The organism is Sporosarcina sp. FSL W8-0480 (genome assembly GCF_037963765.1).
GTDB lineage: Bacteria > Bacillota > Bacilli > Bacillales_A > Planococcaceae > Sporosarcina.
The window spans coordinates 2,517,329-2,543,230 of sequence record NZ_CP150166.1 but is presented as its reverse complement, the minus strand read 5'-3'; the positions used below and the strand labels follow the sequence as shown (position 1 = coordinate 2,543,230).

Annotated in this window: 24 protein-coding genes and 1 other annotated feature; of the genes, 21 read left to right on the top strand and 3 right to left on the bottom strand. The window is 42.6% G+C overall.

Annotation, left to right across the window (positions count from 1 at the left end; all coding sequences use genetic code 11):
- The first annotated feature begins 147 nt into the window (after positions 1–147).
- Positions 148–1,116, top strand: coding sequence for an ornithine carbamoyltransferase (argF, locus tag NSQ43_RS13165; RefSeq protein WP_339254913.1), 969 nt, complete (start codon positions 148–150; stop codon positions 1,114–1,116).
- A gap of 255 nt (positions 1,117–1,371) precedes the next feature.
- Here the strand turns inward: argF and sspI are convergent, their stop codons facing one another.
- A complete protein-coding gene (gene sspI / locus NSQ43_RS13160; RefSeq protein WP_301242777.1) occupies positions 1,372–1,584 on the bottom strand; it encodes a small acid-soluble spore protein SspI in 213 nt (70 codons plus the stop codon).
- Positions 1,585–1,675: 91 nt separating this feature from the next.
- Between sspI and NSQ43_RS13155 the strand changes: the two genes are divergently transcribed.
- From NSQ43_RS13155 to pheT, 3 genes are all read left to right on the top strand, one after another.
- Positions 1,676–2,440, top strand: coding sequence for an RNA methyltransferase (locus NSQ43_RS13155; protein ID WP_339250883.1), 765 nt, complete (start codon positions 1,676–1,678; stop codon positions 2,438–2,440).
- A gap of 55 nt (positions 2,441–2,495) precedes the next feature.
- Positions 2,496–2,728, top strand: a binding site (T-box leader).
- A 51-nt stretch (positions 2,729–2,779) separates the two neighbouring features.
- Positions 2,780–3,817: a phenylalanine--tRNA ligase subunit alpha gene (gene pheS, locus NSQ43_RS13150; protein WP_339250881.1), complete on the top strand. Its 1,038-nt coding sequence runs from the start codon at positions 2,780–2,782 to the stop codon at positions 3,815–3,817.
- A 12-nt stretch (positions 3,818–3,829) separates the two neighbouring features.
- Complete coding sequence (gene pheT / locus NSQ43_RS13145) at positions 3,830–6,241, top strand: phenylalanine--tRNA ligase subunit beta (protein ID WP_339250879.1); 2,412 nt, start codon at positions 3,830–3,832, stop codon at positions 6,239–6,241.
- Between the two features lie 267 nt (positions 6,242–6,508).
- Here the strand turns inward: pheT and NSQ43_RS13140 are convergent, their stop codons facing one another.
- Positions 6,509–7,084, bottom strand: coding sequence for a hypothetical protein (locus NSQ43_RS13140; protein WP_339250877.1), 576 nt, complete (start codon positions 7,082–7,084; stop codon positions 6,509–6,511).
- Positions 7,081–8,025, bottom strand: a complete 945-nt coding sequence (gene rnhC / locus NSQ43_RS13135; protein WP_339250876.1) for a ribonuclease HIII — start codon at positions 8,023–8,025, stop codon at positions 7,081–7,083. The genes NSQ43_RS13140 and rnhC overlap by 4 nt, the downstream gene beginning before the upstream one ends.
- A 378-nt stretch (positions 8,026–8,403) precedes the next feature.
- Here rnhC and zapA point away from each other — a divergent pair, with 378 nt between their 5' ends.
- From zapA to NSQ43_RS13050, 17 genes are all read left to right on the top strand, one after another.
- Entirely contained in the window at positions 8,404–8,664 is a 261-nt protein-coding gene (gene zapA / locus NSQ43_RS13130; protein WP_339250874.1) for a cell division protein ZapA, read from the top strand.
- A gap of 9 nt (positions 8,665–8,673) precedes the next feature.
- The gene (locus tag NSQ43_RS13125) at positions 8,674–9,216 is read left to right on the top strand and encodes a CvpA family protein (RefSeq protein ID WP_339254911.1); all 543 of its coding nucleotides are present in this window, start codon (positions 8,674–8,676) and stop codon (positions 9,214–9,216) included.
- Positions 9,217–9,291: 75 nt separating this feature from the next.
- On the top strand, positions 9,292–10,998 hold the full coding sequence (gene polX / locus NSQ43_RS13120) for a DNA polymerase/3'-5' exonuclease PolX (protein ID WP_339250873.1): 1,707 nt from the start codon (positions 9,292–9,294) through the stop codon (positions 10,996–10,998).
- A 16-nt stretch (positions 10,999–11,014) separates the two neighbouring features.
- Positions 11,015–13,369 (top strand): endonuclease MutS2, encoded by a 2,355-nt coding sequence (locus tag NSQ43_RS13115; protein WP_339250871.1) that lies wholly within the window; start codon positions 11,015–11,017, stop codon positions 13,367–13,369.
- Positions 13,370–13,694: 325 nt separating this feature from the next.
- A complete protein-coding gene (locus tag NSQ43_RS13110) occupies positions 13,695–14,108 on the top strand; it encodes a DUF350 domain-containing protein (RefSeq protein ID WP_339250869.1) in 414 nt (137 codons plus the stop codon).
- A 228-nt stretch (positions 14,109–14,336) separates the two neighbouring features.
- Entirely contained in the window at positions 14,337–16,034 is a 1,698-nt protein-coding gene (locus NSQ43_RS13105) for an AMP-binding protein (protein ID WP_339250867.1), read from the top strand.
- Positions 16,035–16,125: 91 nt separating this feature from the next.
- Positions 16,126–16,707, top strand: coding sequence for a TetR/AcrR family transcriptional regulator (locus NSQ43_RS13100; RefSeq protein WP_339250865.1), 582 nt, complete (start codon positions 16,126–16,128; stop codon positions 16,705–16,707).
- Between the two features lie 49 nt (positions 16,708–16,756).
- Positions 16,757–17,530 carry an enoyl-CoA hydratase gene (locus NSQ43_RS13095; RefSeq protein WP_339250864.1) on the top strand — a complete coding sequence of 258 codons (774 nt, stop codon included), beginning with the start codon at positions 16,757–16,759 and terminating at the stop codon, positions 17,528–17,530.
- A 22-nt stretch (positions 17,531–17,552) separates the two neighbouring features.
- Positions 17,553–18,326 (top strand): electron transfer flavoprotein subunit beta/FixA family protein, encoded by a 774-nt coding sequence (locus tag NSQ43_RS13090; RefSeq protein WP_339250862.1) that lies wholly within the window; start codon positions 17,553–17,555, stop codon positions 18,324–18,326.
- Positions 18,327–18,359: 33 nt separating this feature from the next.
- Positions 18,360–19,334: an electron transfer flavoprotein subunit alpha/FixB family protein gene (locus tag NSQ43_RS13085; protein ID WP_339250860.1), complete on the top strand. Its 975-nt coding sequence runs from the start codon at positions 18,360–18,362 to the stop codon at positions 19,332–19,334.
- Between the two features lie 77 nt (positions 19,335–19,411).
- Positions 19,412–19,990: a hypothetical protein gene (locus NSQ43_RS13080; protein WP_339250858.1), complete on the top strand. Its 579-nt coding sequence runs from the start codon at positions 19,412–19,414 to the stop codon at positions 19,988–19,990.
- A 335-nt stretch (positions 19,991–20,325) separates the two neighbouring features.
- Positions 20,326–21,621, top strand: a complete 1,296-nt coding sequence (locus NSQ43_RS13075; RefSeq protein ID WP_339250857.1) for a S41 family peptidase — start codon at positions 20,326–20,328, stop codon at positions 21,619–21,621.
- Positions 21,622–21,779: 158 nt separating this feature from the next.
- On the top strand, positions 21,780–22,277 hold the full coding sequence (locus NSQ43_RS13070) for an RNA polymerase sigma factor (protein WP_339250856.1): 498 nt from the start codon (positions 21,780–21,782) through the stop codon (positions 22,275–22,277).
- The gene (locus NSQ43_RS13065; RefSeq protein WP_339250855.1) at positions 22,267–23,022 is read left to right on the top strand and encodes a hypothetical protein; all 756 of its coding nucleotides are present in this window, start codon (positions 22,267–22,269) and stop codon (positions 23,020–23,022) included. The genes NSQ43_RS13070 and NSQ43_RS13065 overlap by 11 nt, the downstream gene beginning before the upstream one ends.
- 374 nt (positions 23,023–23,396) lie before the next feature.
- Positions 23,397–23,807 carry a hypothetical protein gene (locus NSQ43_RS13060; RefSeq protein ID WP_339250853.1) on the top strand — a complete coding sequence of 137 codons (411 nt, stop codon included), beginning with the start codon at positions 23,397–23,399 and terminating at the stop codon, positions 23,805–23,807.
- 44 nt (positions 23,808–23,851) lie between these two features.
- Positions 23,852–24,133 (top strand): hypothetical protein, encoded by a 282-nt coding sequence (locus NSQ43_RS13055; protein ID WP_339250852.1) that lies wholly within the window; start codon positions 23,852–23,854, stop codon positions 24,131–24,133.
- Positions 24,134–24,281: 148 nt separating this feature from the next.
- On the top strand, positions 24,282–24,821 hold the full coding sequence (locus tag NSQ43_RS13050; protein WP_339250850.1) for a GNAT family N-acetyltransferase: 540 nt from the start codon (positions 24,282–24,284) through the stop codon (positions 24,819–24,821).
- Positions 24,822–25,902 lie beyond the last annotated feature (1,081 nt).

The window sequence follows — 25,902 nt, the reverse complement described above, 5'->3', positions numbered from 1 at the left end:
GACCGTACCCTTTTGACGAGGGTGCGGTTTTTTGTATTTTAAAAAACACCTGCCATTAATAAAAATTCATTTGACTTTATATTTATGCATGAATATACTATTTCTAACATCACATTATGAGGAATGGAGATGATCGATTTGGTGAAGATGCATTTATCGGCAGTGAATATCGGGCATAATATAGAGGATCAGTTAAAAGGGCGCGACATGTTAACGTTATTAGATTACACAAATGAAGAAATCGCCTATCTATTGCACAAAGCATTACTCATGAAAAAAGAAACACTCTCAGGCAAAATGCCCCCCATTTTGCCGGGGAAAACTCTCGGCATGATTTTTGAAAAACATTCCACAAGAACAAGAATTTCATTCGAAGTCGGTATGGTTCAGCTTGGCGGGCATGCAATGTTCATGAACGCAAGAGACTTACAAATTGGCCGTGGCGAGTCGATACATGACACAGGAAAAGTATTATCAGAGTACTTGGACGGTGTGATGATACGCGCAAATTCCCATGGGGCTGTAGAGGAGCTGGCAAAGCATTCATCAATCCCAATCATCAATGGTTTGACGGATCTATTCCATCCATGTCAGGCACTTGCGGATTTATTGACAATGGTAGAAGTGAAAGGCTCGATTTTCGGTAAAAGACTCGCTTATGTAGGGGACGGAAATAACGTTGCACACTCATTAGTCATCGGCGCTGCGAACATGGGCATGCATATTGCAGTTGCTACACCTGTTGGATTCGAATTCAACCAAAAACTTTTCACGCTTGCGCAAAAAATTGCTATTGCAAACGGTGGATCGGTGATTCAAACGTATGATCCAGTTGAAGCTGTCGAAAATGCGGATGTCGTCTATACGGACGTCTGGACCAGCATGGGGCAAGAAGAAGAGGCGGCACATCGTCTTGAGGCCTTTAAGGATTTTCAGATTAATGACAAACTGGTCAGTCATGCGAAAAATGATTACATGTTTTTACACTGCTTGCCTGCACATCGGGAAGAAGAAGTAGCCACTTCTGTAATCGATGGCCCGAACTCCTACGTGTTCCAACAGGCAGGAAATCGATTGCACGCTCAGAAAGCTGTGTTAGCTACTGTTTTAAAATAACTTTGCTGAACAATGGACCTTAGGGGCGTAAGAATGGACCCTGAGAGCGAAAGAATGGGCCTTTACCGCGAAGAATGGACCTTGAAAGTGAAAGAATGGGCCCTTGCCGCAAATAATGGACCTTGAGAGCGAAAGAATGGACCCTTACCGCAAATAATGGACCTTGAAAGCAAAATAATGGACCCTACCCACAAATTTGAATCAAATTAAAAAAGGGTGGAAATCGAAATGATTTCCGCCCTTTCCACTTACAAGTTATGCCCTTGAAAATGCTTGTGCAAGTTCGCCAGTGATCTTAGTCTTCTCCTGCTCATCCGCATTGACCCACAACTTTTCAAAAAACACACCAAGGCCTGGCAGTAAATGCTCTTCTCCACGCTGCAGTGCATCTTCCACGACGTTGCGTATATCAGTCGCTGAGTTATTCGTCATGTTTGCAGTAATTGCGTCGCGTATTTGAAAATTCATGATATCATCCTCCTGCACTCATTTTGCACACAATTATCGCCAACTATACGGACATTTGTTACACTAAAAGAAAAAGGATGTCTTATAATAAATGAAAAGAATCGAATCGACACAAAACGCACTTGTAAAGCATTGGAAAAAACTTGCAACCTCTAAAAAAGACCGCGATAAATCGGAAGAATTCCTCGTGGAAGGATTCCATCTCGTCGAAGAAGCTCTAAAATCTGAAGGAACTGTACTTCATTTAATCGTAAGAGAGGATATTGAACTTCCTACAAACTGGAACATCGACAACCTCCAAGTGATCGAAGTGACAAAGGCGGTTGCGAAAGAACTGATAGAAACAGAACAATCGCAAGGCGTTTTTGCGCATTGCCGCCAACCTAACTATTCAGAAGCTACGACAGATTCATGGAAAAAATACTTGTTCATCGATGCTGTGCAAGATCCCGGAAATATAGGTACAATGATTAGAACAGCTGATGCTGCAGGAATTGATGCCGTAATCCTTGGAAAAGGTTGTGCAGATCCATACAATCCAAAAACCGTTCGATCCGCCCAAGGTTCCCATTTCCATCTTCCAATCGTGAAAGGTGAACTTGGCGATTGGATAGAAAAAGTAAAATCGGCCAATATTAAACTTATAGGTACAGGTTTGCAAAATGCCGTTGACCATTATAGCGTCGAACCGTTAAACAAATTTGCACTTATCGTTGGAAATGAAGGAAGCGGAGTCTCCGCCGAATACTTGTCGAAATCAGATACGGTTGTGAAAATCCCGATCTACGGCAAAGCCGAATCACTAAATGTAGCCATCGCGACGGGAATCCTTCTTTACGCTTACGGCAAGCAATGATAATGGCAAGTTGAAGTATTAAAGAAAATCAGGTATAGTAATGCTGTAAATAAAATTAAAAGCTGTGACCGGGAAAAGTAGACCGTCTAACAACCGACAGGAAATTTGCACCGTGACTGAGAGTGCAAATAGGCGAATGACCGTCGAAGTTCACCCCGAGAGCTGCCGCTTGGACCAGTTTTTACTGTAAAGGCGTGCCGGTAGAGGGCCGTTAATCCAAATGAAGTGATTATGCATATGCATGCATAATAATCAGGGTGGTACCGCGAACTCGTCCTCGTCCCTTTTTAGGGGCGGGGATTTTTTATTTTGTGTTTTTATTTCGAAAGGAGAATGAAAATGGAACAACAATTACAGCAGTTGAAAGAAGAAGCGTTAACAAAAATTCAAGACGCTTCAACTGTCAAGGAACTGAACGACGTCCGAGTCGCTTACCTCGGTAAAAAAGGACCTATCACGGACCTACTAAAAGGAATGGGAAAGCTTCCTGCAGAAGAGCGCCCTAAAATGGGAGCATTGGTAAACGTCGTCCGTGAAGCAGTGACAGAAACACTCGAAGCACGCATGACCCTACTTGAAGAAGAGGCCATCAACGCCCAACTCGAAAAAGAGGCAATTGACGTCACATTGCCGGGACGTCCGATTCAAACAGGCAATCACCATCCATTGACAAGAGTCGTCGAGGAAATCGAAGACTTCTTCATCAGCATGGGCTATGAAATTGCAGAAGGTCCTGAAGTCGAGAAGGATTACTACAACTTCGAAGCGCTTAACTTACCAAAAGGTCACCCAGCTCGTGATATGCAGGACTCCTTCTATATTTCTGAAGAAGTACTGCTCCGTACGCACACTTCACCAGTCCAAGCGCGGACGATGGAAGCTAAAGGCGGGGAAGCAATCAAGATCATCTGCCCTGGCAAAGTGTATCGTAGAGATAACGACGACGCGACACATTCCCATCAATTCACGCAAATTGAAGGCCTTGTCGTAGGCGAAAATATTAAAATGAGTGATTTAAAAGGGACGCTCGATCTTTTTGCGAAGAAGATGTTCGGTGCTGATCGCGAAATCCGCTTGCGCCCAAGCTTCTTCCCGTTCACTGAACCATCCGTCGAAATGGATATTTCCTGCTTCAAATGTGGTGGAGATGGATGTAATGTATGTAAGAAAACTGGCTGGATCGAGATTTTAGGTGCTGGAATGGTGCATCCGAATGTATTGCGCATGGCAGGATACGACCCAGAAGCTGTTACTGGTTTTGCATTTGGAATGGGGCCGGAACGGATTGCAATGTTGAAATACGGTGTAGAAGATATCCGTCATTTCTATACGAATGATGTTCGGTTCATATCACAATTCCATCGGTCAGAAGCGTAAGGAGGAGAAGACATGTTAATATCTACAAAATGGTTGAATGAGTATGTCAATATAAAGGGCATTAAGCCCGAAGATCTTGCAGAAAGAATAACGCGTTCAGGGATTGAAGTCGATTCCATCATCGACCGTTCTCACGGTATGACGAATGTTGTCGTAGGTTACGTAAAGGAATGTGTGAAACATCCTGAAGCGGATAAATTGAACATTTGCCAAGTTGACGTTGGGGAGGAAACGACACAAATCATTTGCGGAGCGCCAAACGTCGCCCAAGGCCAGAAAGTAATCGTTGCACGCCCAGGTGCTGTTCTTCCGGGCGGAATGAAAATTAAAAAAGCAAAACTTCGTGGTGAAGAATCGAACGGTATGATCTGTTCTTTACAAGAGCTTGGTATAGAAGGGAAGCTTGTACCGAAAGCGTATGCTGAAGGAATCTATGTATTGCCTCAAGATACGGTTCCTGGCGAAAGTGCACTTCCATTGCTTGGACTTGACGATACGGTGCTTGAATTCGACTTGACGCCAAACCGTTCAGATGCCCTAAGCATGTTAGGTGTCGCATATGAAGTAGGCGCGATCTTATCACAGGGAATCGCACTTCCAGAAATCAATTATAAAGAGTCTGCGGAAAAAGCGGAGGATGTGTTGAAACTACGCGTGGATGCTCCTGCTGACAATCCGATGTATGTGGCGAAAGTCGTGAAAAATATCAAAGTTGCCGAATCTCCACTTTGGCTTCAAAATCATTTGATGGCTGCAGGGGTTCGTCCACATAATAACGTTGTCGACATTACTAACTATGTCTTGATGGAATACGGCCAACCGCTTCACGCATTCGACTACGACCGCCTTGAAACTGGCGAAATCGTTGTCCGTCATGCGAAAGAAGAGGAATTGATCACGACGTTGGACGACGCGGAACGCAAACTGAATACCCATAACTTAGTCATTACGAATGGTAATGAACCAGTAGCAATTGCTGGTGTAATGGGTGGAGCCAATTCAGAAGTTCATGACGGGACGACAACAGTTGTCATCGAATCAGCTTATTTCGCACCATCCTCTGTCAGAAGGACTTCAAAAGAAGTTGGTTTACGAAGCGATGCGAGCACGCGCTTTGAAAAAGGCGTCGACCCGAATCGTGTGCAGGAAGCGGCTGAACGCGCTGCGCAACTAATGGCAGAACTTGCAGGCGGGGAAGTTTTAGCTGGTTCAGTTATTTTTGATGAACTTGATAAAACGCCGGAACGCATCACAATCTCCCCTGATTACATCAATAATCGACTTGGCATGAAAATCTCAATGGATGACATGCTTTCGATCTTGGAACGTCTTCGTATACCGACGCAAGCGGTCAACGGTCAATTGGTCATCGATGCGCCAACACGCAGACAAGATTTGCGGATTAAGGAAGATATTATTGAGGAAATCGCCCGTATGTATGGATACGATGAAATTCCAAAAACGCTTCCTGTATCAGAATCCACTCCAGGAGGACTGACACCATATCAGGCAAAACGTCGAATTGTCCGTCAATACCTTGAAGGAGCAGGTCTATATCAAGCAATCACATATTCATTGACTTCGAAGGAACATGCGCAAAGCTATGCATTGGAAACTGCACCAGTAACACAATTGCTAATGCCGATGAGTGAGGACCGCAGCACTCTGCGCCAAAGCCTCATTCCTCATCTTTTGGAAGCGACAACGTATAACGTCGCTCGCCGAATCGATTCAGTGGCATTGTATGAAACTGGATCTGTCTTCTTAGGCGAAGAAGAGGATGGATTGCCACGTGAAGTGGAACATGTCGCTGCTGTCCTGACTGGAAAATGGGTCGATCATGCATGGCAAGGTGAAACGAAGAAAGTGGATTTCTTCGTAGCGAAGGGAATTGTTGAAGGAATGATGGAGCGTCTTGGACTTTCTGAAGGCTTATCATTCGAAAAAGCTTCTATCGAAGGAATGCATCCTGGACGTACTGCAAACATTCTTCTTAAAGGGGAACGTATTGGTCTAATTGGTCAACTACACCCAATAGAGCAGAAGAAACGTGACCTGAAAGAGACGTATGTTATGGAATTGAATCTTGAGCATATCCTGTCTGTCGATACAGAGGAACTTTTATATAAACCTGTCCCACGTTTCCCATCCATTTCACGTGACATTGCACTAGTTGTTGAAAGTGGAACTTCAGCAGGTGTTCTTGAAACAATCATCCGTCAGGCTGGCGGCAAATTGTTGAAAGACGTAAAACTCTTCGACCTATACGAAGGCGATAACGTCGAGGAAGGCAAGAAATCACTTGCATTCTCATTGACATATTTCGATCCTGAACGTACATTAACAGACGAAGAAGTCGTCAAAGCGCATGAAAAAGTATTAAAAGCTTTAACTGTAGAAGCAGACGCACAACTTCGTGGTTAATCGAATAGAAATAAATAAGACCGCCATTGGAGAGAACATGACTCCAGGGCGGTCTTTTCTATTGGAGTATTTTGGGTCACAACTAATATCTATCGAATCCATTGATATATCGATTGAATCCGGCAATATATCGATTGAATCTCCACATATATCGATTGAATCCACGATTTTATCACCAATTCATGACCTTTGAACTACCCGCGTGTATAAAAAAAGTGTCGGGTACCAGGGTCCTCATTGAATTCCGAGTTGTTTCGGAACCGTTCGCTAATTCCTTACATTAAACCCGATATTCAAATTCAATTTATATGATTTGGGCTCAGTGGATTCATCAGCTTTCTCAATAAAAAAGTTAGCAAGACCATTAACAACATAATTACCCTCAGGAAAGCCTTTATTACTAATCGTTTGAATGAATTCTATCTTCTCTTCATCATCATTATCGCTATAACCACCCGCAAATCGATACTTTTCACGCAATGGTTCGCCTTTTACCAATGTTGTTCTTATCAATGGCTCATCCATTGCATAATCGATTTCGATTCCTCTTGTTAGCTCTTTGATCGGAAATTCAAAAGGCGATGCGGCATGGGAGATTTCTATGGATTCCTGATCTCCTATATACGTTAACTCAGCAAAAATGGCGGTATCCCCAAATTCGGAGTAAACATCTTTCTCGGTGTATAATCTGTAGATGAAGTCATCCGCTTCAACACTTGCGTCATGTGGATAGCTAATATTGTTTGACCGCTCTTCGCCCATCATGTTTTTGTTAGATGTGCAAGCTGACAGAAGTGTAAGAAGGAGGAGAACGGGAAAAACAATCCTTTTTAGACAGATCATTCTTTTAACCCCCTTTTAAGTGCAGCAATTTTCTTCGCTTTCTGCGCATTTGCAAAATGCCATTTGGTCATCGATTTCAACGTATCCTCGCCACTCTTTAATAAAATCTTCGCTGCCGCTTCATCCACAATTTTTCCTGCACCTTTAGGAAGTTGAACACCAGCCATATCACTTAGTCGGTCCATCTCCTCTAAAAAAGCAACCCTCGCAATAATCGACGCAGCTGCAACAGCCACATGCAACCCTTCCGCTTTCGTTGAGAACAATACATTCTCACGAACAATTTCCGGTTCATTTTTAATATGATTATAATAAATGCCGCGTTCAGCGAATTGATCGATAAGAATATAATCAGGCTTTTCACCATTCATCTTCCGTAAAACATGTTTAAGCGCCTGGTTATGAAGCAAAGCCTTAATCTTCCCTTGCGACCATCCCTTCGCCTGCACCTCGTTATACTTTTCATTCGTTAATGTAAGGACACTATGAACAAGTGCAGCCTGCAAATCTGGAGCAATCTGCCGCATATAATCATCATTCAACTGCTTCGAATCCTTAACCCCCAATTCCCTCACCAGCTCGATTTGCGCAGAGCTAACGAAACAAGCCGCCACTGTAACAGGCCCAAAGAAATCGCCTGTCCCAGTTTCATCAGACCCGACGACCGACAACTCCGAGAAATGCTCCGGCAAAGTCTCACCTTTAGCTGCAGATTTCGCAACCGTCGCTTGCCCATCCGAACCACCCCATAAAGCAGCCTCCCGCATCGCCCCTCCACCCTGAAATAGAACCTTACCCGATTTATAAGCCGTAATCGCCGCATCCGGCAACTTCGCAGCAAAAACAACCCCAGGCGCATTCCGCGTAACTTTAAACGCAGCATAATGCGCCATCAACCCCTCCAACCTCACCTTATCCATCTGCAACACACTATTACTCATAAACTCCGCCCTTTCCATAACCTTCTATCCATATTGTACAATAATCCAAGAAGTAGATGCTTGTATGAATATGCATTTAATTAAAGTGACGCTTAGTTGATTGAAGTGTAGGGCGGCGAAGTGCAAAGATGTGCTCTCAACGCTTCGCTTTTGTTCGCAAAAGCCGTTCTTCGTAACGGCTTTTCCTGCGGGAATAGCATGAGCTGAAGACCCTGGACTGAGCGAAGCGAGGGAAGCGGCTGAAGCCATGCCCGCGGAAAGCGTCCGCCTGCAACGTAGAGCAACGGTGTACCTACAATAAATCGCCCCTTCTCTTTCCAACTAAAACCGTTTCATGGTATGATTGAGTACATAGTTTTTACATTGGAGGTTAAGGCAGTGGCAGACCAACAGAAGACGCGCCTTACGGTTGACATTTATGGACAGACATATACAATTGTCGGCAGTGAATCAAGCTCTCACGTTCGGCTTGTCGCTTCGATGGTTGACGAAAAAATGAGGGAAATCAGCTCACGCAACCCTTATCTCGACAGTGCCAAAATTGCTGTCCTAACCGCAGTGAACAGCGTACACGACTATTTAAAATTAAAAGAACGAATCGATCAATTAGAAGAAGAATTGAATAAGCTGAAGGGTTGACGGGTGTATATGCTTGATTTACTAATAGTTTTCCTCCTGCTTGGAGGGCTGATAACCGGATTTAGACGAGGGCTCATCGTACAACTTATCCATATGACAGGCTTTTTTATAGCACTAATCATTGCGTACATATACTACAAACAGTTAGCGGATAAGTTCGTCCTATGGATACCATATCCTGGCGTCACAGCGAGCTCGAAACTTAGTTGGACAGTGGAACAATTAGATTTAGATCAGACGTTTTACAGATTATTGGCGTTTGTACTCATATTCATCGTCGTTAAATTTGCATTGCAGTTGATCGCCTCGATGTTCGATTTCCTTAAGTACCTACCAGTCTTAGGGTTTGTTTCACGTTTTGCTGGTGCGGCTCTTGGATTTATTGAGTTTTATATTGTCATATTCCTATTACTCTATCTATTGGTCATGTTGCCATTAGAATTCATCCAAGGGTTTATAGGTAAATCGATATTGGCGAATGCCATGTTTGAACATACGCCATTATTTTCAGAGATGGTGAAGAAATGGTGGTATATTTACACTACCAAATAACAGATTGCGGCTTCCCAAAAGTTGAGGGAAGCCTTTTTCACAGAATACGATTGGTTGAATGGAGGAGTGGTTTACGTGAATAAAAAAACGATCATTCGCACGTTCGAAAAAATTGCTCTATATATGGAACTGTTAGGGGAGAATCCGTTTAAAGTCGGAGCATTCCGAAAGGCAGCCAATGTACTGGAACTTGACCCGCGCAGCCTATCCGAGATGGATGATATTTTATCTTTGAAAGGGATCGGAAAAGGGACAGGCGCTGTCATTATTGACCTCATGGAAAAAGGGGAATCCGATTTACTAAAGGAGCTTGAAAATGAAGTCCCAAGCGGGTTAATTCCATTGTTAAGGGTTCCTGGATTAGGGGGAAAGAAAATTGCGAAGCTTAGAGAAGCGCTTGGAATTGACTCCATCGAATCTTTAAGAAATGCATGCGAGTCGAACGAAGTGAGCAAGGTTCCTGGATTTGGAAAAAAAACCGAGGAGAAGATTTTGCACGAACTTGAAGTCCTTGGTACACGAAAAGGGAAACTACCGGTTTGGCAAATCGAATCCGTTGTACTATCAGTCGAAGAGGTATTGGGAAATATCCAGGAAATCACCCGCTACTCAGTTGCTGGAAGTTTCCGTCGCGCTGAAGAAGAAAGCAGTGATGTAGATTTTATCGTAGTGACGGATGAACCGGCTGTTGTTCGGGAAAAGCTGTTGGAGACCCTCCCGATTGAAGAAACAGTCGCGGCTGGGGATGCCAAACTATCAGTTGCTTTAGACATGGCCGATATAGTCGATGCAGATTTCCGCTTTGTAACGGATGATCAGTTTGCGACTGCGCTGCATCATTTCACCGGTTCGAAGGATCATAATGTGAAAATGCGTCAACTCGCTAAGGCGAAAGGTATGAAAATAAGTGAGTACGGTGTTGAACTTGAAGATGGGACTATGAAAACGTTCGAATCCGAAACGGAGTTTTTCGCTTTTTTTGATCTGCCATTCATTCCGCCTTCCTTACGTATGGACGGGCGTGAAATTGAACGAACAGAAGAGATTGCGCAGTTGGTTACATTTGAAGATATCCGCAGCGATCTCCATATGCACACTACTTGGTCCGATGGGGGGTACTCCATCCGTGAGATGGTGGAAGCATGTCGGAAAAAAGGCTATTCGCATATGGTAATTACAGACCACACCCAATATTTACGAGTGGCGAACGGTCTGACGCCAGAAAGACTTCGGGAGCAAATCGCAGAAATTCGAAAATTGAATGAAGAATACGATGATATCGAGATCTTTTGTGGTACTGAAATGGATATTTTACCGGACGGTCGCCTTGATTTTGATGATGACTTACTTCAAGAATTGGATTTTGTTATCGCATCCATTCATTCGAATTTTAATCAATCTCAAGAGCAAATCATGGAAAGACTACATTCAGCTATCAGCAACCCGTATGTTCATATGATTGCACATCCTACGGGTCGAATCATCGGACAAAGGGAAGGCTATAATCCGGATGTCCATAAACTGATTGAATGGGCAAGTAAGTACGATAAAATCCTTGAATTGAATGCCAATCCGCATCGATTCGATTTGGCAAGAGAATATTTAGAGGAAGCGCAGGAAGCCGGTGTAAAGATTGCTATCAACACCGACGCACATGCGATTGATCAATTGGAGCATATGGAAATCGGTGTTAAATATGCTCAGAAAGCCTGGTTGAAAAAAGAGACGGTCGTGAATACGTGGCCGCTTGAGCGTTTCATCGAAGAAATTATACGGAAGTGAAAGGGAGTGTAAGACATTGGAAAACCGTGTCTTGAAAACACTTGAATTTGATAAAGTCCGAGACATCGTTGCAACATACTGCACATCTACTGCCGGACGGTCTTATATGGAGAAATTAGTTCCACTAAGTGATTTTGATGAAGTTGTTCGTCTACTAGAAGAAACGGACGAAGGACTTGCCATTCTCCGTGTTCGTGGAAATGTCCCGATGGGGGGCATCAGCGACATTCGTCCGCATGCAAAACGGGCGCAAATCGGCGGGGTACTTAGTGGTTATGAATTGATGGAAACCGCTAATACGATTCGTGCAAGCCGGATTTTAAGGCAGTTCATCGAAGCAGTAGATGCTGATGAAGATATTAAGATACCTCATTTTCTTGCCAAAAAAGAATCATTGCCGATCCTTACGGGACTTGAACATGAGATTAATGCCGCAATAGATGACAACGGTCATGTCGTTGACAGTGCCTCAGGAACCCTTCGTTCGATTCGTCAAAGTCTTCGCATTCAGGAAGGCCGAGTACGCGAAAAGTTGGAAGGGTATACACGTGGTCGAAATGCTGCAAAGATGCTTTCTGATTCAATCGTAACCATTCGTAATGATCGATATGTCATCCCGGTTAAGTCGGAGTACAGATCACATTTTGGTGGCGTCATCCACGATATGTCCTCATCAGGACAGACATTATTCATCGAGCCGGACGCAGTTGTTCAAGCAAATAATGAAATTCGCAACTTGAAAATGAAAGAGAAAGAAGAGATAGAAAAGATCTTACAAGAGTTATCGATAAAAGTTCAGGCAGTCGCACATGATCTGTTTGTCCTTGTTGATGTGTTATCTGAAATCGATATTATCCTTGCCAAAGCGAAATATGGTACTGCCCATAAATGTACGAAGCCGGAAGTGAACAATGAAGGATATATTCGTTTGGCGAGAGCCCGTCACCCTTTATTGCCGATAGATCAGGCGGTTGCGAACACGATTGAATTCGGCAAGGATATAACAACGATTGTTATTACGGGACCGAATACCGGCGGAAAGACGGTAACATTGAAAACAGTCGGATTATGTACATTGATGGCACAGGCCGGACTTCCAATCCCTGCTTTGGATGGCTCTGAAGTTGCCGTATTTGAATCCGTCTATGCCGATATTGGCGATGAACAATCTATCGAACAAAGCTTGAGTACGTTTTCATCCCATATGGTGAACATCGTCGATATCCTGAAGAAATTCGACTCGCGTTCATTACTTATTTTCGATGAGTTGGGATCAGGAACCGATCCTCAGGAAGGCGCTGCGTTGGCAATTTCCATTTTGGATGAAGTTCATGGAACGGGTGCGAGAGTAATGGCCACAACGCATTATCCGGAGTTGAAAGCCTACGGTTACAATCGTCCGGGTGTGGCAAACGCAAGTGTGGAGTTCGATATCGATACGTTAAGCCCTACTTATCGTTTATTAATCGGTGTGCCCGGTCGAAGTAATGCATTTGAAATTTCAAAAAGACTCGGCCTTCATGAACATATCATCAAGCGCGCCAAAAAATTTACTGGCACCGATCGTGGAGAAGTCGACTCGATGATTGCGTCGTTGGAGTCAAGCCGTGTTCAATCTGAAAAGGATGCGGAAAAGACGCATGCTTTACTAATTGAAACGGAAACCTTAAAACGCGAACTCGAAACGAAACTCGCAGAATTCGAGGAAATGAAAGAAAAGCTTGTTGACAATGCAAAAGAGAAAGCCAAGAAAATCGTCGACAACGCTCGAGTTGAATCAGAAGCAGTCATCTCTGACTTGAGGGCCCTTCGCCTAAACGCTGGGGCAAGCGTTAAAGAGCATGAACTGATCGAAGCCCGTAAAAGACTGGAAGGCGCTGCACCAGAAGATAAAAAGAAAAATATCAAAGCAAAAGCAGCCCCGCGTCCATTGGAAGTTGGCGATGAAGTAAAAGTCATCACATACGGCCAAAAAGGTACTTTAATCGAAAAAGTATCCGACAAGGAATGGATCGTCCAAATCGGCATCTTAAAGATGAAGTTAGACGAAACCGTTCTCGAATACACAAAACCGGAAAAGATGAAAGACCCAGTCGTATCCGCCTCCGTCCGAGGAAGGGACTCCTACGTCAAACTGGAACTCGACCTACGTGGCGAACGATACGAAGATGCATTGCACCGAACAGAAAAATACTTGGACGACGCGCTTCTTTCCAATTACCACCAAGTCTCAATCATCCACGGAAAAGGCACAGGCGCCTTACGCCAAGGGGTACAAACCTATCTAAAAAACCACCCCCGCGTAAAAAGCTACCGCTACGGCGAAGCCGGAGAAGGCGGACATGGGGTAACTGTGGTGGAGTTGAAATAATGGTTTATAGATTATAATTCATCTATGTGTAGGGTTTTTGTTGATTGAAGCGAAAGGCGGCAAAGTGCAAAGATGTGCTCTCAACGCTTCGCTTTTGTTCGCAAAAGCCGTTCTTCGTGACGGCTTTTCCTGGGGGATTAGCGGGACAGGTGAGACCCCGCAGTGTCGCGTAGCGACCGAGGAGGCTCACCGCCCGCCCCCCGGAACGCGTCCGCCTGTAGCGTAAATCAACGATATTCATGTTTTCACATTAAATTTGAAACCTTTCTCGTTCTCATTCGTATACGGTAGATTAAACGAATGACAAAAAGGAGCCATTATATCAATGACAGAAACAGGATTTTGGAGTCACCCGCTCGTCGAAACAACAGGCTACTTTAGCGTCGTAGTCCTTTGCCTTATCTTTTCGATGGTATTATTCGAACTGGTCACCAAATATAAGAACTGGGAAGAAATCAGAAAGGGAAATGTGGCAGTCGCTTTAGCCACAGGGGGAAAGATATTCGGAGTCGCCAATATCTTTCGCTATTCCATAGAACAGCACAACACGCTTCCGCAAATGATTGGATGGGGCCTGTTCGGATTCATCCTATTAGTCATCGCCTACATTCTTTTCGAATTTCTCACACCGAAGTTTAACATCGACAAAGAAATCGAAGCCGATAACCGTTCAGTAGGATTTATTTCCTTAACAATTTCGGTTGGCCTATCATTTGTAATTGGAGCAAGTATTTCATAGGAGATAGACAATGGAGAAATTATCTAAAATATTACTCGTCGTTTGTGTTCTCTTTATCCTTGTAGGAGTATATTGGATGTTTACAAATACGCCTTGACTGAAAAGTTATCAGTCAAGGCATTTTTTCATAGTCAAAGTAATATTCTATTTGAAAGCGGATTCATTTATCGATATAATAAACTAAGAAGGAATTTTCAAAGAATTTGATTATGAAAAGGGGGTAATATAATGACGGAGAAACCATGGTTGAATCTGTATCCCAAGGAAATACCAAGGACAATCGAGTATGATCGGATTCCGTTGCAAGAATTCCTGACCAGGGCCACGGAAAAGTTTCCTGATAAAACAGCCATGCACTTCATGGGGAAGAACATTAGCTATAGTGAGTTCCATGACTCAGCATTGAAATTTGCAAACTATCTAAAGTCCCTCGGAGTCGAAAAAGGCGATCGTGTTGCCATCATGCTGCCGAATTGTCCGCAAGGTGCAATTGCTTACTTCGGTATTCTCTATATTGGGGCAATTGTTGTTCAAACGAATCCTTTGTATACGGAAAGGGAATTAGCTTATCAAATGTCCGATTCAGGGGCGAAAGTAATTATTTCGCTTGATATTTTATTCGGAAGAATTTCTAAGGTCGTAAAAGAGACGAAGTTGGAGCATGTGATCATCACGGGGATAAAAGATTACTTGCCATTCCCGAAAAATCTCGTTTATCCATTCATACAAAAGAAAGAGCACGGCATCGTAGTGAAAGTGGAGCATCGAGGGATGAATCATCTTTTTACTGAAATTATGAAAATAGCAAAACCGGAATTAGTTTCATACGAATTCAATTTTGATGAAGATATTGCGTTGCTTCAATACACGGGTGGAACGACTGGACCGCCAAAAGGGGTCATGTTGACGCATGCGAATCTCATCAGCAATGCGCAAATGTGTAATGCATGGCTGTATAAATGTGAAGAAGGCGAAGAGACCTTATTGGGAATTCTGCCATTTTTCCACGTGTATGGAATGACAACAGTATTAATCCTTTCTGTCATGCTTGGCAATAAAATGGTCTTGATGCCTAAACCTGATTATGACATGGCTTTAAAGCTGATCGATAAACAAAAGCCTACCTTGTTTCCGGGTGCTCCGACACTTTATATTGGATTATTAAACCACCCGCAATTATCGAAATATGATCTTTCATCTATCAAGGCATGTCTGAGTGGATCTGCGGCATTGCCGGTAGAACTACAAGAAAAGTTTGAAAGGGTTACTGGAGGTAAATTGGTTGAAGGCTATGGCTTAACTGAAACATCTCCAGTTGCAATTGCTAACTTCCTCTGGGAAAAGAGGCGTGTCAAAGGTTCCATCGGTGTACCATGGCCTGATACGGATGCCTGTATACTTGGTCCCGATTCATCAGAGCCTCTACCGAACGGAGAAGTTGGGGAGATTGCGGTGAAAGGTCCGCAAGTCATGAAGGGCTATTGGAACCGACCGGAAGACACTGCAGCTACTTTCCGCGATGGATGGTTTTTAACCGGTGATTTAGGTTATATGGATGATGAAGGACATTTCTATGTAGTTGATAGGAAGAAGGATATGATCATCGCAAGCGGTTTTAATATTTATCCACGTGAAATCGAAGAGGTTCTTTATGAGCATCCGGCAATCGTTGAATGTGTTGTTGCGGGTATTCCTGATCCTTATCGCGGGGAGACTGTGAAAGCCTATATCGTATTAAAAGAAGGGGAAACGGTATCGGAAGAAGAATTAGATAAGTATTGCCGGGAAAGCTTGGCGTCATATAAAGTGCCAAGGGAATACGAATTCCGAAAAGAGCTTCCGAAAACAGCGGTCGGCAAAATATTACGCCGTTCGTTGATCGACGAAGAGAAAAAGAAGATGGAACTCGAATTAAAAACTTCGTGACGAAACACTTGACGATAACCGAATAAACGATTATTATGAAAATATGAATGAACAGTCATTCATATTTTCTTCTTTTTGGTGGTGAGAACAATTGAAACGCGAGAAACCAAAATATAAGCAAATAGTGGATGCGGCTGTCATCGCTATTGCTGAAAACGGCTATCACCAGGCGCAAGTGTCGAAGATAGCAAAGGAAGCTGGCGTGGCGGACGGGACAATTTACCTTTATTTTAAAAATAAAGAGGATATCCTCGTATCTGTCTTCAGAGAGAAGATGAGTGTCTTCGTTGAAAACGTTAAAGAGATCCTTGCAACGGAAATCACTGCAACAGAAAAGCTTTACAAGATGATAGACAACCATTTCCATTTGCTATATAGCGATCGCCATCTTGCAATTGTAACCCAATTGGAGTTGCGCCAGTCCAATAAGGATCTCCGTTACAGGATTAACGAGGTGCTTAAGGAATATTTGGTTTTGCTCGATTCCATTTTAAAAGAAGGAATTGAAAAAGGTGAATTTGACGGACGGATCGATATCCGACTCGCACGGCAAATGGTTTTTGGCACGATAGATGAAACAATCACCTCTTGGGTAATGAATGATCAAAAGTATGATTTATTAAAACTAACACCGGAAGTACACCGCCTTTTATTGAATGGCATGAAATCTTAATAGTACTCATGGCGAAAACATCGTCTTGTTGGGGAAGGGACGGGATAAAATGGAGTTCTTGAAAATCGATAGGGAAGATGGCGTGGCAATTGTATCAATCAATAGACCGCCAGCAAATGCGTTATCAAGTGGTCTTATCAAAGAGATTGATAGAATGCTCGACTCAGTGGAGAATGATGATTCAGTAAGGGTAATCATCCTTCATGGAGAAGGGAGATTCTTCTCTGCGGGAGCTGATATTAAGGAATTTACGACCGTTTCATCTGGAGAAGAATTCACTAAGCTTTCGGCCGCAGGGCAAGACGTATTTGAAAGGCTTGAAAGCTTTAAGAAGCCGGTAATCGCAGCAATTCATGGCGCTGCCTTAGGTGGCGGGTTGGAGCTTGCAATGGGCTGTCATATTCGAGTTGTAACTGAAAAGGCAAAGTTAGGCCTGCCTGAATTGCAACTTGGATTAATCCCCGGATTTGCCGGGACACAGCGCCTGCCTCGATATGTTGGGGTGGCAAGAGCTGCGGAAATGCTATTGACAAGTGAACCGATTACGGGTGAGGAAGCTGTGCGCTTCGGCCTTGCAAATCATGCGTTTTCAGAAGAGGAACTACTTCCGAAAACAATGGAAATGGCTAAGAAAATCGCGAAGAAAAGCCCGATTGCCATGAAAGCCGCTTTACAGATGCTCCAATTTACCAAGCCGGATTCCTACTATGAAGGCGTCAAGGCTGAAGCCGATTCGTTCGGAGAAGTATTTGTTTCTGAAGATGCCAAAGAAGGCATTCAGGCGTTCATTGAAAAAAGAGAACCACATTTCAAAGGGAACTAAATAAGCCAAGGAGGTATGCAATATGAACATTTATGCATTGGTTAAACGTACATTTGACACAGAGGAAAAAATCGCAGTATCAAACGGCAAGATTGTAGACGACGGCGCTGAATTCATTATAAACCCATATGACGAGTACGCTATCGAAGAAGCGATTCAGGTTCGTGATGCGAATGGCGGAGAAGTGACTGTCATTACAATCGGGGACGAAGAGGCTGAAAAACAGCTGCGCACGGCGCTAGCGATGGGTGCTGATAAAGCAGTTCTCATCAATACTGAGGATGACCTCGACGAAATGGACGAATTTACAGTAGCCAAAATCATCGCGGAGTACTTGAAAGATAAAGACGCTGATTTAATCCTTGCTGGAAACGTTGCGATTGACGGTGGCTCAGGACAAGTCGGTCCACGTGTTGCGGAACTATTAGGCATCAATTATGTTACAACAATCACGAACCTTGAAATCGATGGCACTTCAGTTAAAATCGTGCGCGACGTAGAAGGGGATTCCGAGACAATTGAAACGTCCCTGCCTTTATTAGTCACTGCACAACAAGGGTTAAACGAGCCACGCTATCCTTCCCTCCCAGGCATTATGAAGGCGAAGAAAAAGCCACTTGAAGAGCTTGAGTTGGATGATTTGGACATCGATGAAGATGATGTTGAAGCTAAAACTGAAACAATCGAAATCTATCTTCCACCACAAAAAGCAGCCGGACGTGTTCTTGAAGGCGACATAGCTGATCAAGTGAAAGAGCTTGTGGGACTTTTGAATAAAGAAGCAAAAGTACTTTAATGGAAATTCATACAGTAACGGGAGGGACTCAATATGTCTAAAAAAGTATTAGTACTTGGTGAAGCTCGAGAAGGAGTATTGCGAAACGTTTCATTTGAAGCGATTGCTGCAGCGAAAACGGTATCTGGCGGCGGCGAAGTCGTCGGCGTATTATTTGGAGATGCTGTACAATCATTAGGCTCAGAAATGATCACATACGGTGCAGATCGTGTCCTCACGGTTGAACACCCTCATTTGAAACACTATACATCAGATGGATATGGCCAAGCTTTCATGGCTGTATATGAGCAAGAAAAGCCAGACGCAATTGTTTTCGGACATACGTCTTTAGGGAAAGACCTATCTCCTAAGATCGCTAGTAAGCTTGCATCAGGTTTAATCTCTGATGTTACAACTATTGAAGGAGAAGGGGACGATGCAGTATTCATTCGTCCAATCTATTCCGGTAAAGCGTTCGAAAAAGTGAAAAACAAAGAAGGACTTCTTTTCATCTCAATCCGACCGAACAATATCGCACCATTGGCGAAAGACGACAGCCGTTCAGGAGATGTATCTTCAGTTTCAGTTGACATTACGAATCTTCGCTCAGTCATTAGCGAAGTTGTCCGTAAATCTACTGAAGGTGTCGATTTGTCAGAAGCGAAAGTTGTTGTTGCTGGCGGCCGCGGAGTGAAAAGCGCTGAAGGCTTCGCACCACTTGAAGAGTTGGCAAAATTGCTTGGCGGTGCTGTAGGAGCATCACGCGGAGCATGTGACGCGGACTACTGCGACTACTCTTTACAAATCGGTCAAACAGGTAAAGTCGTAACACCTGACCTTTATATCGCAGCAGGTATCTCCGGCGCCATCCAACATATGGCTGGAATGTCCAACTCGAAAGTAATCGTAGCGATCAACAAAGACCCGGAAGCAAACATTTTCAAAGTAGCAGACTACGGTATTGTAGGAGACTTGTTCGAAGTCATCCCTATGATGATTGAAGAGATTAAGAAAATTAAAACTAACTAATAGTAGAAGGCTTCCTATACTTATAGGGGCCCCGGACTGTAGAAAACGCTTGATTTTTAGCGTTATCTACAGTCTTTTTGCGCTCAAGAATCCTGCGCCGCGCTCAAGATTCCGTATCCGCGCTCAAGAATCCTGCTCCGCGCTCAAGAATTTCCATCCGCGCTCAAGAATCCGTGTCCGCGCTCAAGAATCCCGCGCCGCGCTCAAGATTCCGCATCCGCGCTCAAGAATCTCGCGCCGCGCTCAAGAATTTCCATCCGCGCTCAAGATTCCTGCGCCGCGCTCAAGATTCCGCATCCGCGCTCAAGAATCCTGCTCCGCGCTCAAGATTCCGTGTCCGCGCTCAAGAATCCCGCGCCGCGCTCAAGAATCCGTATCCGTGCTCAAGAATCCCGCGCCGTGCTCAAGATTCCGTATCCGCGCTCAAAGAATCCCGTGCCGCGCTCAAGAATCCGCATCCGCGCTCAAGATTCCTGCGCCGCGCTCAAGATTCCGCATCCGCGCTCAAGAATCCCGCGCCGCGCTCAAGATTCCGTATCCGCGCTCAAGAATCCCGCGCCGCGCTCAAGAATCCGTATCCGCGCTCAAGAATCCCGCGCCGCTCTCGAATTACAAAACGAACATCATCTAAGTGGCGGTTCTTTTTCATTGCATGAAGAAGGAATCTCTGTTGATTTGTGGAATAGAGAAAAGAGTGGAATATAAATACCAACTCGACTTATTGTCCATGCAAGAAGTTAATTAACTACTATTTGAAAGAGGGATAAAAATGTTTGCATTTGCCTCTATGGTGTCTTTTCTTATCTATATTTTAATAATTGTTTTTATCGTTTATTTTTTCATCACCGTAGTGTCGTTTATGAAAAAGAAAAATCACAGTGATGAACTACTACTTCAGAAAATTGATGAATTAACACAGAGGTTAGAAGAACTGAAAGAATATAAAAGGGGCTAATCGGTTAATAGCATTGAAAGGAAAGGGTGAGCGTCAATGACTCGCTATATGGAAATATTTAAAGAAATTGTCGATATCGTACACCATGATTACGCAGGATATGAGGAAAAACGAGGCTGGGATGACCCTGCCCATTATCTTGAAGAAATTGAAAGATTGATAGCCGGCCGGCAAATCACACCTAAAGTTTTTACGGATCTCGTCAGCGAATATCTTATGGCTTTTCAGGATCGGCATATGTACTTCAATCTGAAAGGGTCGGAAAACGTAAAAGCGAGCACTCGCGGTTTCCGGACAAGAAGGTATGAGGATGCGCTCTATGTCGTGGAGACTTGCGAGGAAGACAGGTTTCCAGCCGGTTCCAAGATCGTTTCGATTGATCAACAGAAAATCGAAACGATCAGCAATTCGGATCGAAGCTTCTTGCGGGAGACAAGTGCAGAACGCGAGGATTGGACATATCTTCTCAATAAATCGTCATCCATTGTAATAGAGGATAAGAACGGAAAACTATTAACCTTCGATTTGAAAGATTACGAACCTGTTTCCAAAAAATTAACACCCTCGATGGAGGAAATTGATGACGAGACGATACGAATCACTTTACCAAGCTCCGCCAACGTTGATGAGACTATGGAATTCGTGAAGAAACTTGAGGGAAAGCTGAAGGCATGTACAAATCTGTTCATCGACGTACGAAAGAATGGTGGAGGAAACGGAAAATCTTTTTCGAACTTATTGCCGTACATTTTCCCGCCAGATGAACACCCAAGCACGGAAGGTGAGTTGAAGGAATTCAATTACACCAATCGAAACTCGGATCTGTTCATCCAGCTCTGCCAGCAACTAAGAAAAGAGATCACTGATGTTGAGACACTGAAATTCTTTGACTCAATTGAAGAAGAGTGTGAAAAATATCGCGGTCAAGGTTTTGTGACAATGGACTTTTCGGATGAATTGGAGGCGGAGGCCTTAAAGTTCGAAGGTACTGATTCCCCTAAGAATGTAATCGTGATGACGGATGTCTATTGCGCAAGTGCAGCCGAATACTTTGTGGAAATCTGCATGGAGTCATCCAAAACCACTGTAATCGGACGCGCCACGATGGGCGTCAATGACTACAGCGATTTGCTCATCAAAGAATGGGATGACATGTACTCACTCTATTACCCGATGTCCCGTCGCGTCCATAAGACGCCGAACGATCCATTGCACGGAAAAGGGATCCGACCTGATCATTATATCCCTTGGACACCTAAGCATATTGATGAAGATTTGGATCTTTTATATGCGTTGGACATGTTAAGGGAAAGCAAGATTGCGGAAGGATGATTTGCAGGCAACCTCCATGTTTTATAAAAGATATATAATGGAGAAGTGCTTAGTTTTCCAATGAACTAAGCACTTTTTGATTATTATTCGTTTTCTCAAATAAAATGTCACCATTTGGTATCTTCAATTGTGTTAGTAGTGAAAGGGGTTGAGTGACGTTGCAACAAGTAGTTTGGTCGACTGAACTAGATGTTGAGCGAATTGTCGAAACATACGGCAATATGCTGTTTAGGATATGTCTCGTTCTATTGTCCAATGAGAAAGATGCGGAGGATGTTGTACAAGACACTTTTATTACGTATTTAACTAAATCACCAATTTTCAATGATGCAGAACATGAGAAGGCATGGTTGATAACGATTGCCACGAATCGCTGTAAGAATATGAGAAGGTACAACATAATCCGAAGGCATATGAATATCAACGACCTGCAACTCTATAGTAAAAGGAAGGAAAGTTATGGTTTACTCGATCAGCTTATAAGATTGCCAACTAAAGAAAAGATTGTTTTGTTACTTCATTATGTGGAGGGTTATAAAGTCGACGAAATAGCAAAAATACTTACCATTACTTCGTCAGCTGTGAAAAAGCGGTTACAACGGGGTAGAGAGATTCTTCGAGAAAGATATCGAAAGGAGAATGAATATGGACTTTGAGAAGATCAAAGATGCGGTTACCTCTATTGAAATGTCGAAAGCCATGGAAGAACGTTTGAAAGAGAATATAGGAAGGAGAAAATCGGGACAAGTACTTTTTAAAAGGTGGATTCCGATAGCGAGTGCATTTGCAATCCTATTGGTTATTATGTTGGGAGTTCCATACTTTAATAAGAATGGAGAACTCCAAGTTGCAAATTTTACAATTACTGCCTATGCATTGAGCGATAATGAGGATCAACTGAATACACCGATAACATCAGAAAAAGCTGCTATTGAATTAGCAACAGGAGTTAGATTTGGTCTTGTAAGTACAAGTGGTGGTGGGGTTAATTTGATTTTTACAGATGTGATGCTCAAAATAGCTGGAGAACAGATTGACTCAATTACTTATACAATGAGCGATGGTAAATTTATAGAGGATGTTAAATTTACATATGAAAAGTATGTAGATAGAGAATGGTTAGAAGCAGAAAAGATCTATATCATTGGTAGAGAACCTGGTTCGGATATTTACGAAGGTATAAAGGAAATTGGGAATACCTACACAGTTATCTATAATGAACAGGAAAACTATAAATATACACTTGCAATTCCTCACGATGGCAATAATGTAATAGCTGAAGACGTAATCATTAATGTAAAAGTAACATATACAGATGGGACCTCTGAACAACAAGACATTCTTGTAACGCAAGATGGAGATAGTAAAGAAGTAAATTCAATTTCGTTGAAGCTTAATTAACATAATTAAGATGATGGTCTTACAAGTTCTTTGTTGAAAAAGCTACACAAGGATCAAGAAACCAGTCTTCAACTAACAGGTACGATTGTGGGACAATATAATTTAAAGAGGTGGCAATCGCCGCCTTTTTTCGTTGGGAAATTCACATCAATTCTTAACTTGGATTTCTGTCCCCCTGGAGAACAAACACCGTAAAAAGAGAATAGATATAATAAAATGATAATTTAGAAGGGTTCGAGAGTTTTTGTGGTAAAATAAACGAAAAGTGCTTTTCGAGGTGGCCTGTATAACATTGAGCAAGATTGGCAGATTAATTATAAGGATAATTGAACCCTATTAGAAGCGAATTGCGTAATAAAATTAGGGAGGGTAGAATGGTGAATTTATACTTTTATGTAGTCACCCCGTTATTGTCTTTTATTGGAGGTTTTTTCTCTTATATCCTGACATTAAAAATTGTTTGGGACCAATCAATGAGTGGTGGTGACATGAAAGCCGTTTTATTTTGGGGTGGCATTGCATTCTTTTTAGTTGCAACTCCAATTTATTTAGGGATTATCTACTTTATTGATAAAAGGTGCACAAAAATAATAGGATTACTCTATCCTATTGGATGTATTCTTGTATTTTTTATACCGACATTTTTTATAACATTATCTTTTGGAAGCGTGAACCCATTTTCCCCGGAAGCAATGTTATTTCACTCTTTTTTTATAACATCAGGACTAATTTTTGGACTCTGCAGCTGGGGATGTAAAAGAATTAAAGCTATATCCGTTATTTAAGTAGCAGACATTTTAAAAGAAAAGATGGGGAAAGGGGATATGAAATGGAAATTAACGTGATTGAGATACTATTTTTCATCGCTATTCTTTGGTTAATAGTCATCGTTTGGAAAATCAATCGCCGTGTTACAGGGATAAAATACATCCTTACGCAATTGTCCAAACAAAACGGCGTCCCGGAAAACCCGATAAATGATGAATTAAGGAAATTAATTAGCCAAGGAGAGGCTATCAAGGCGGAAAAAATAGCACGAAAAACACTGGGGCTTTCCATGCTGGAAGGAATGCAATATGTAGATGATTTGAAGAAGGGGGGAAATAGTTGATTTCATTTTTCAAAACGACGCAATTGTGAAGTAAGCCGGACAGGACGCGCCCGCCTGTCAGCGCTGCGCTTCGCCCTTGCCCTTGGGGACGGGAACGGCGTTACGAGCAGATGCAGCGAATTTATATTTTCGGAAGTAGGGAAGAAAAATGATTGAATTAAGAAAGATTACTCACGATAATTTTGACGCAGTGTTGAAGTTAAGCATAACAGATGAGCAGAAAGGAAATGTGGATTCCAGCATATATTGTTTGGCTAGAGCCTATGTGAGGATACTCAACGACGAAAAACCTCCTATGATCTTCGCTATATGCAACAGTGATGAAGTCATAGGATATGTCGATATTGGATTTTACGAACTGACGGAAAGTTCACTTCTACTTGAAAAATATGGAGATAAATATACCTATGGAATTAATCGCTTTATGATTGATAAAAAGCATCAAGGCAAAGGATTTGGCAAACAAGCAATGATGAAAATTATTGATTACATAAAGTCGTTTCCACAAGGAAAAGCCGATGCAGTTGCTACATCATATTGGATGGTAAACGAAGCCGCCCGGAAGTTGTTTACGTCTGTCGAATTCGTTGAAACAGGAGCGATATGGGACGGACAAACAGGGGATGATTGGAATGCAGAAAGAAAAGATATAGAGTATGCTGAAGTAGGTGCCAGACTCGGATTATAAAGCTAACAACAATTTGAATAGTGCATCGCACAGTATTAGACCAACTATGCGAAGTCAATAGCAAAAATGCAAAAAGAGAGCACAACATTAGCCGTGCAAAAAAGCGCACGATTCAGGGACCCGTAATGTAGTGTAGTATACTTTACTTCAATTACAATCTTCAGCAATTGCAGGGAGGGGACTTTTAGTGTCAAGATTTGTTGATGACTTAGCAGGTGCTGTATATGACGTTTTTAAATTTATTATATGGTCGATTGGCTATTTACTGGCAGGGGCGATAATTGTTACAGTCCTAATGTATTCGTTTGTTGGGATATTTGGTTTGTTTCAGTAATCATAATCAAGAATCAGGCGCGATTGCTTAATAAGTATCGCTTATTTCATAAACAGTGCCTTTAATTTCATAGATTCTTTGATGATAAAGTTAAATTCGAAAGGACAATATCAATAGACTTTGATCGTAACTTTACAGCGGATATGGTAGATTTTACAAGTCTCATGCTAGTCATTCTATTTGTGAGGCTAATCCTATCTAACTTCTTTAAACATGAAGAAGAAAAAAGAGGAATAGCGTTTGTAGTTTGTGACATGCTATTGCTAATAGTTAATTGCTACTTGGATTAGTTTAACCATTACATCCGCTAAACTGAGCAATGGTAATACATTTTTAAAGAACTCTTTTTTATGGTTAAGACCACCAAACGTTGCATTTTCAGATGTACTAGGTCTTACACACTCTGCAAGTGCAGTTAAGGTTCCAGGCACACAAAAATTTAAGTATAGTTACGTTGACGGGCAAGGTACAAAATATCGGGATGCAAAGTCTATACAGAACAATGCTCAAGGAGCTGCTGCATATTTTGATTTAACATGGATCGCTTCGAACGGGTCTCCATTGGATCAACAGGGCTACCTTTCATTTGAAGTACAAAAAGGGAACTCACAAGACATTAGGGCAAACGCTTACGGACATTATGATCATCTTACAATAGCGCTTTCTATTTCACCTAGTATTGGTATTAAAACGGGTTCAATATCTGTCGGCGGTGTAACTACAACTACTAAAGCAACTTCACCTATG

What these genes read in the sequence shown, in the direction of transcription:
- NSQ43_RS13060 (WP_339250853.1), top strand. Translation starts at nt 23,397, where the DNA reads ATGGTGAATTTATACTTTTATGTAGTCACCCCGTTATTGTCTTTTATT.
- NSQ43_RS13095 (WP_339250864.1), top strand. Translation starts at nt 16,757, where the DNA reads ATGGAGTTCTTGAAAATCGATAGGGAAGATGGCGTGGCAATTGTATCA.
- NSQ43_RS13075 (WP_339250857.1), top strand. Translation starts at nt 20,326, where the DNA reads ATGACTCGCTATATGGAAATATTTAAAGAAATTGTCGATATCGTACAC.
- pheS (WP_339250881.1), top strand. Translation starts at nt 2,780, where the DNA reads ATGGAACAACAATTACAGCAGTTGAAAGAAGAAGCGTTAACAAAAATT.
- NSQ43_RS13155 (WP_339250883.1), top strand. Translation starts at nt 1,676, where the DNA reads ATGAAAAGAATCGAATCGACACAAAACGCACTTGTAAAGCATTGGAAA.
- NSQ43_RS13085 (WP_339250860.1), top strand. Translation starts at nt 18,360, where the DNA reads ATGTCTAAAAAAGTATTAGTACTTGGTGAAGCTCGAGAAGGAGTATTG.
- NSQ43_RS13090 (WP_339250862.1), top strand. Translation starts at nt 17,553, where the DNA reads ATGAACATTTATGCATTGGTTAAACGTACATTTGACACAGAGGAAAAA.
- NSQ43_RS13110 (WP_339250869.1), top strand. Translation starts at nt 13,695, where the DNA reads ATGACAGAAACAGGATTTTGGAGTCACCCGCTCGTCGAAACAACAGGC.
- rnhC (WP_339250876.1), bottom strand. Translation starts at nt 8,025, where the DNA reads ATGAGTAATAGTGTGTTGCAGATGGATAAGGTGAGGTTGGAGGGGTTG.
- pheT (WP_339250879.1), top strand. Translation starts at nt 3,830, where the DNA reads ATGTTAATATCTACAAAATGGTTGAATGAGTATGTCAATATAAAGGGC.
- sspI (WP_301242777.1), bottom strand. Translation starts at nt 1,584, where the DNA reads ATGAATTTTCAAATACGCGACGCAATTACTGCAAACATGACGAATAAC.
- NSQ43_RS13105 (WP_339250867.1), top strand. Translation starts at nt 14,337, where the DNA reads ATGACGGAGAAACCATGGTTGAATCTGTATCCCAAGGAAATACCAAGG.
- NSQ43_RS13055 (WP_339250852.1), top strand. Translation starts at nt 23,852, where the DNA reads ATGGAAATTAACGTGATTGAGATACTATTTTTCATCGCTATTCTTTGG.
- NSQ43_RS13140 (WP_339250877.1), bottom strand. Translation starts at nt 7,084, where the DNA reads ATGATCTGTCTAAAAAGGATTGTTTTTCCCGTTCTCCTCCTTCTTACA.
- argF (WP_339254913.1), top strand. Translation starts at nt 148, where the DNA reads ATGCATTTATCGGCAGTGAATATCGGGCATAATATAGAGGATCAGTTA.
- NSQ43_RS13050 (WP_339250850.1), top strand. Translation starts at nt 24,282, where the DNA reads ATGATTGAATTAAGAAAGATTACTCACGATAATTTTGACGCAGTGTTG.
- NSQ43_RS13125 (WP_339254911.1), top strand. Translation starts at nt 8,674, where the DNA reads ATGCTTGATTTACTAATAGTTTTCCTCCTGCTTGGAGGGCTGATAACC.
- NSQ43_RS13065 (WP_339250855.1), top strand. Translation starts at nt 22,267, where the DNA reads ATGGACTTTGAGAAGATCAAAGATGCGGTTACCTCTATTGAAATGTCG.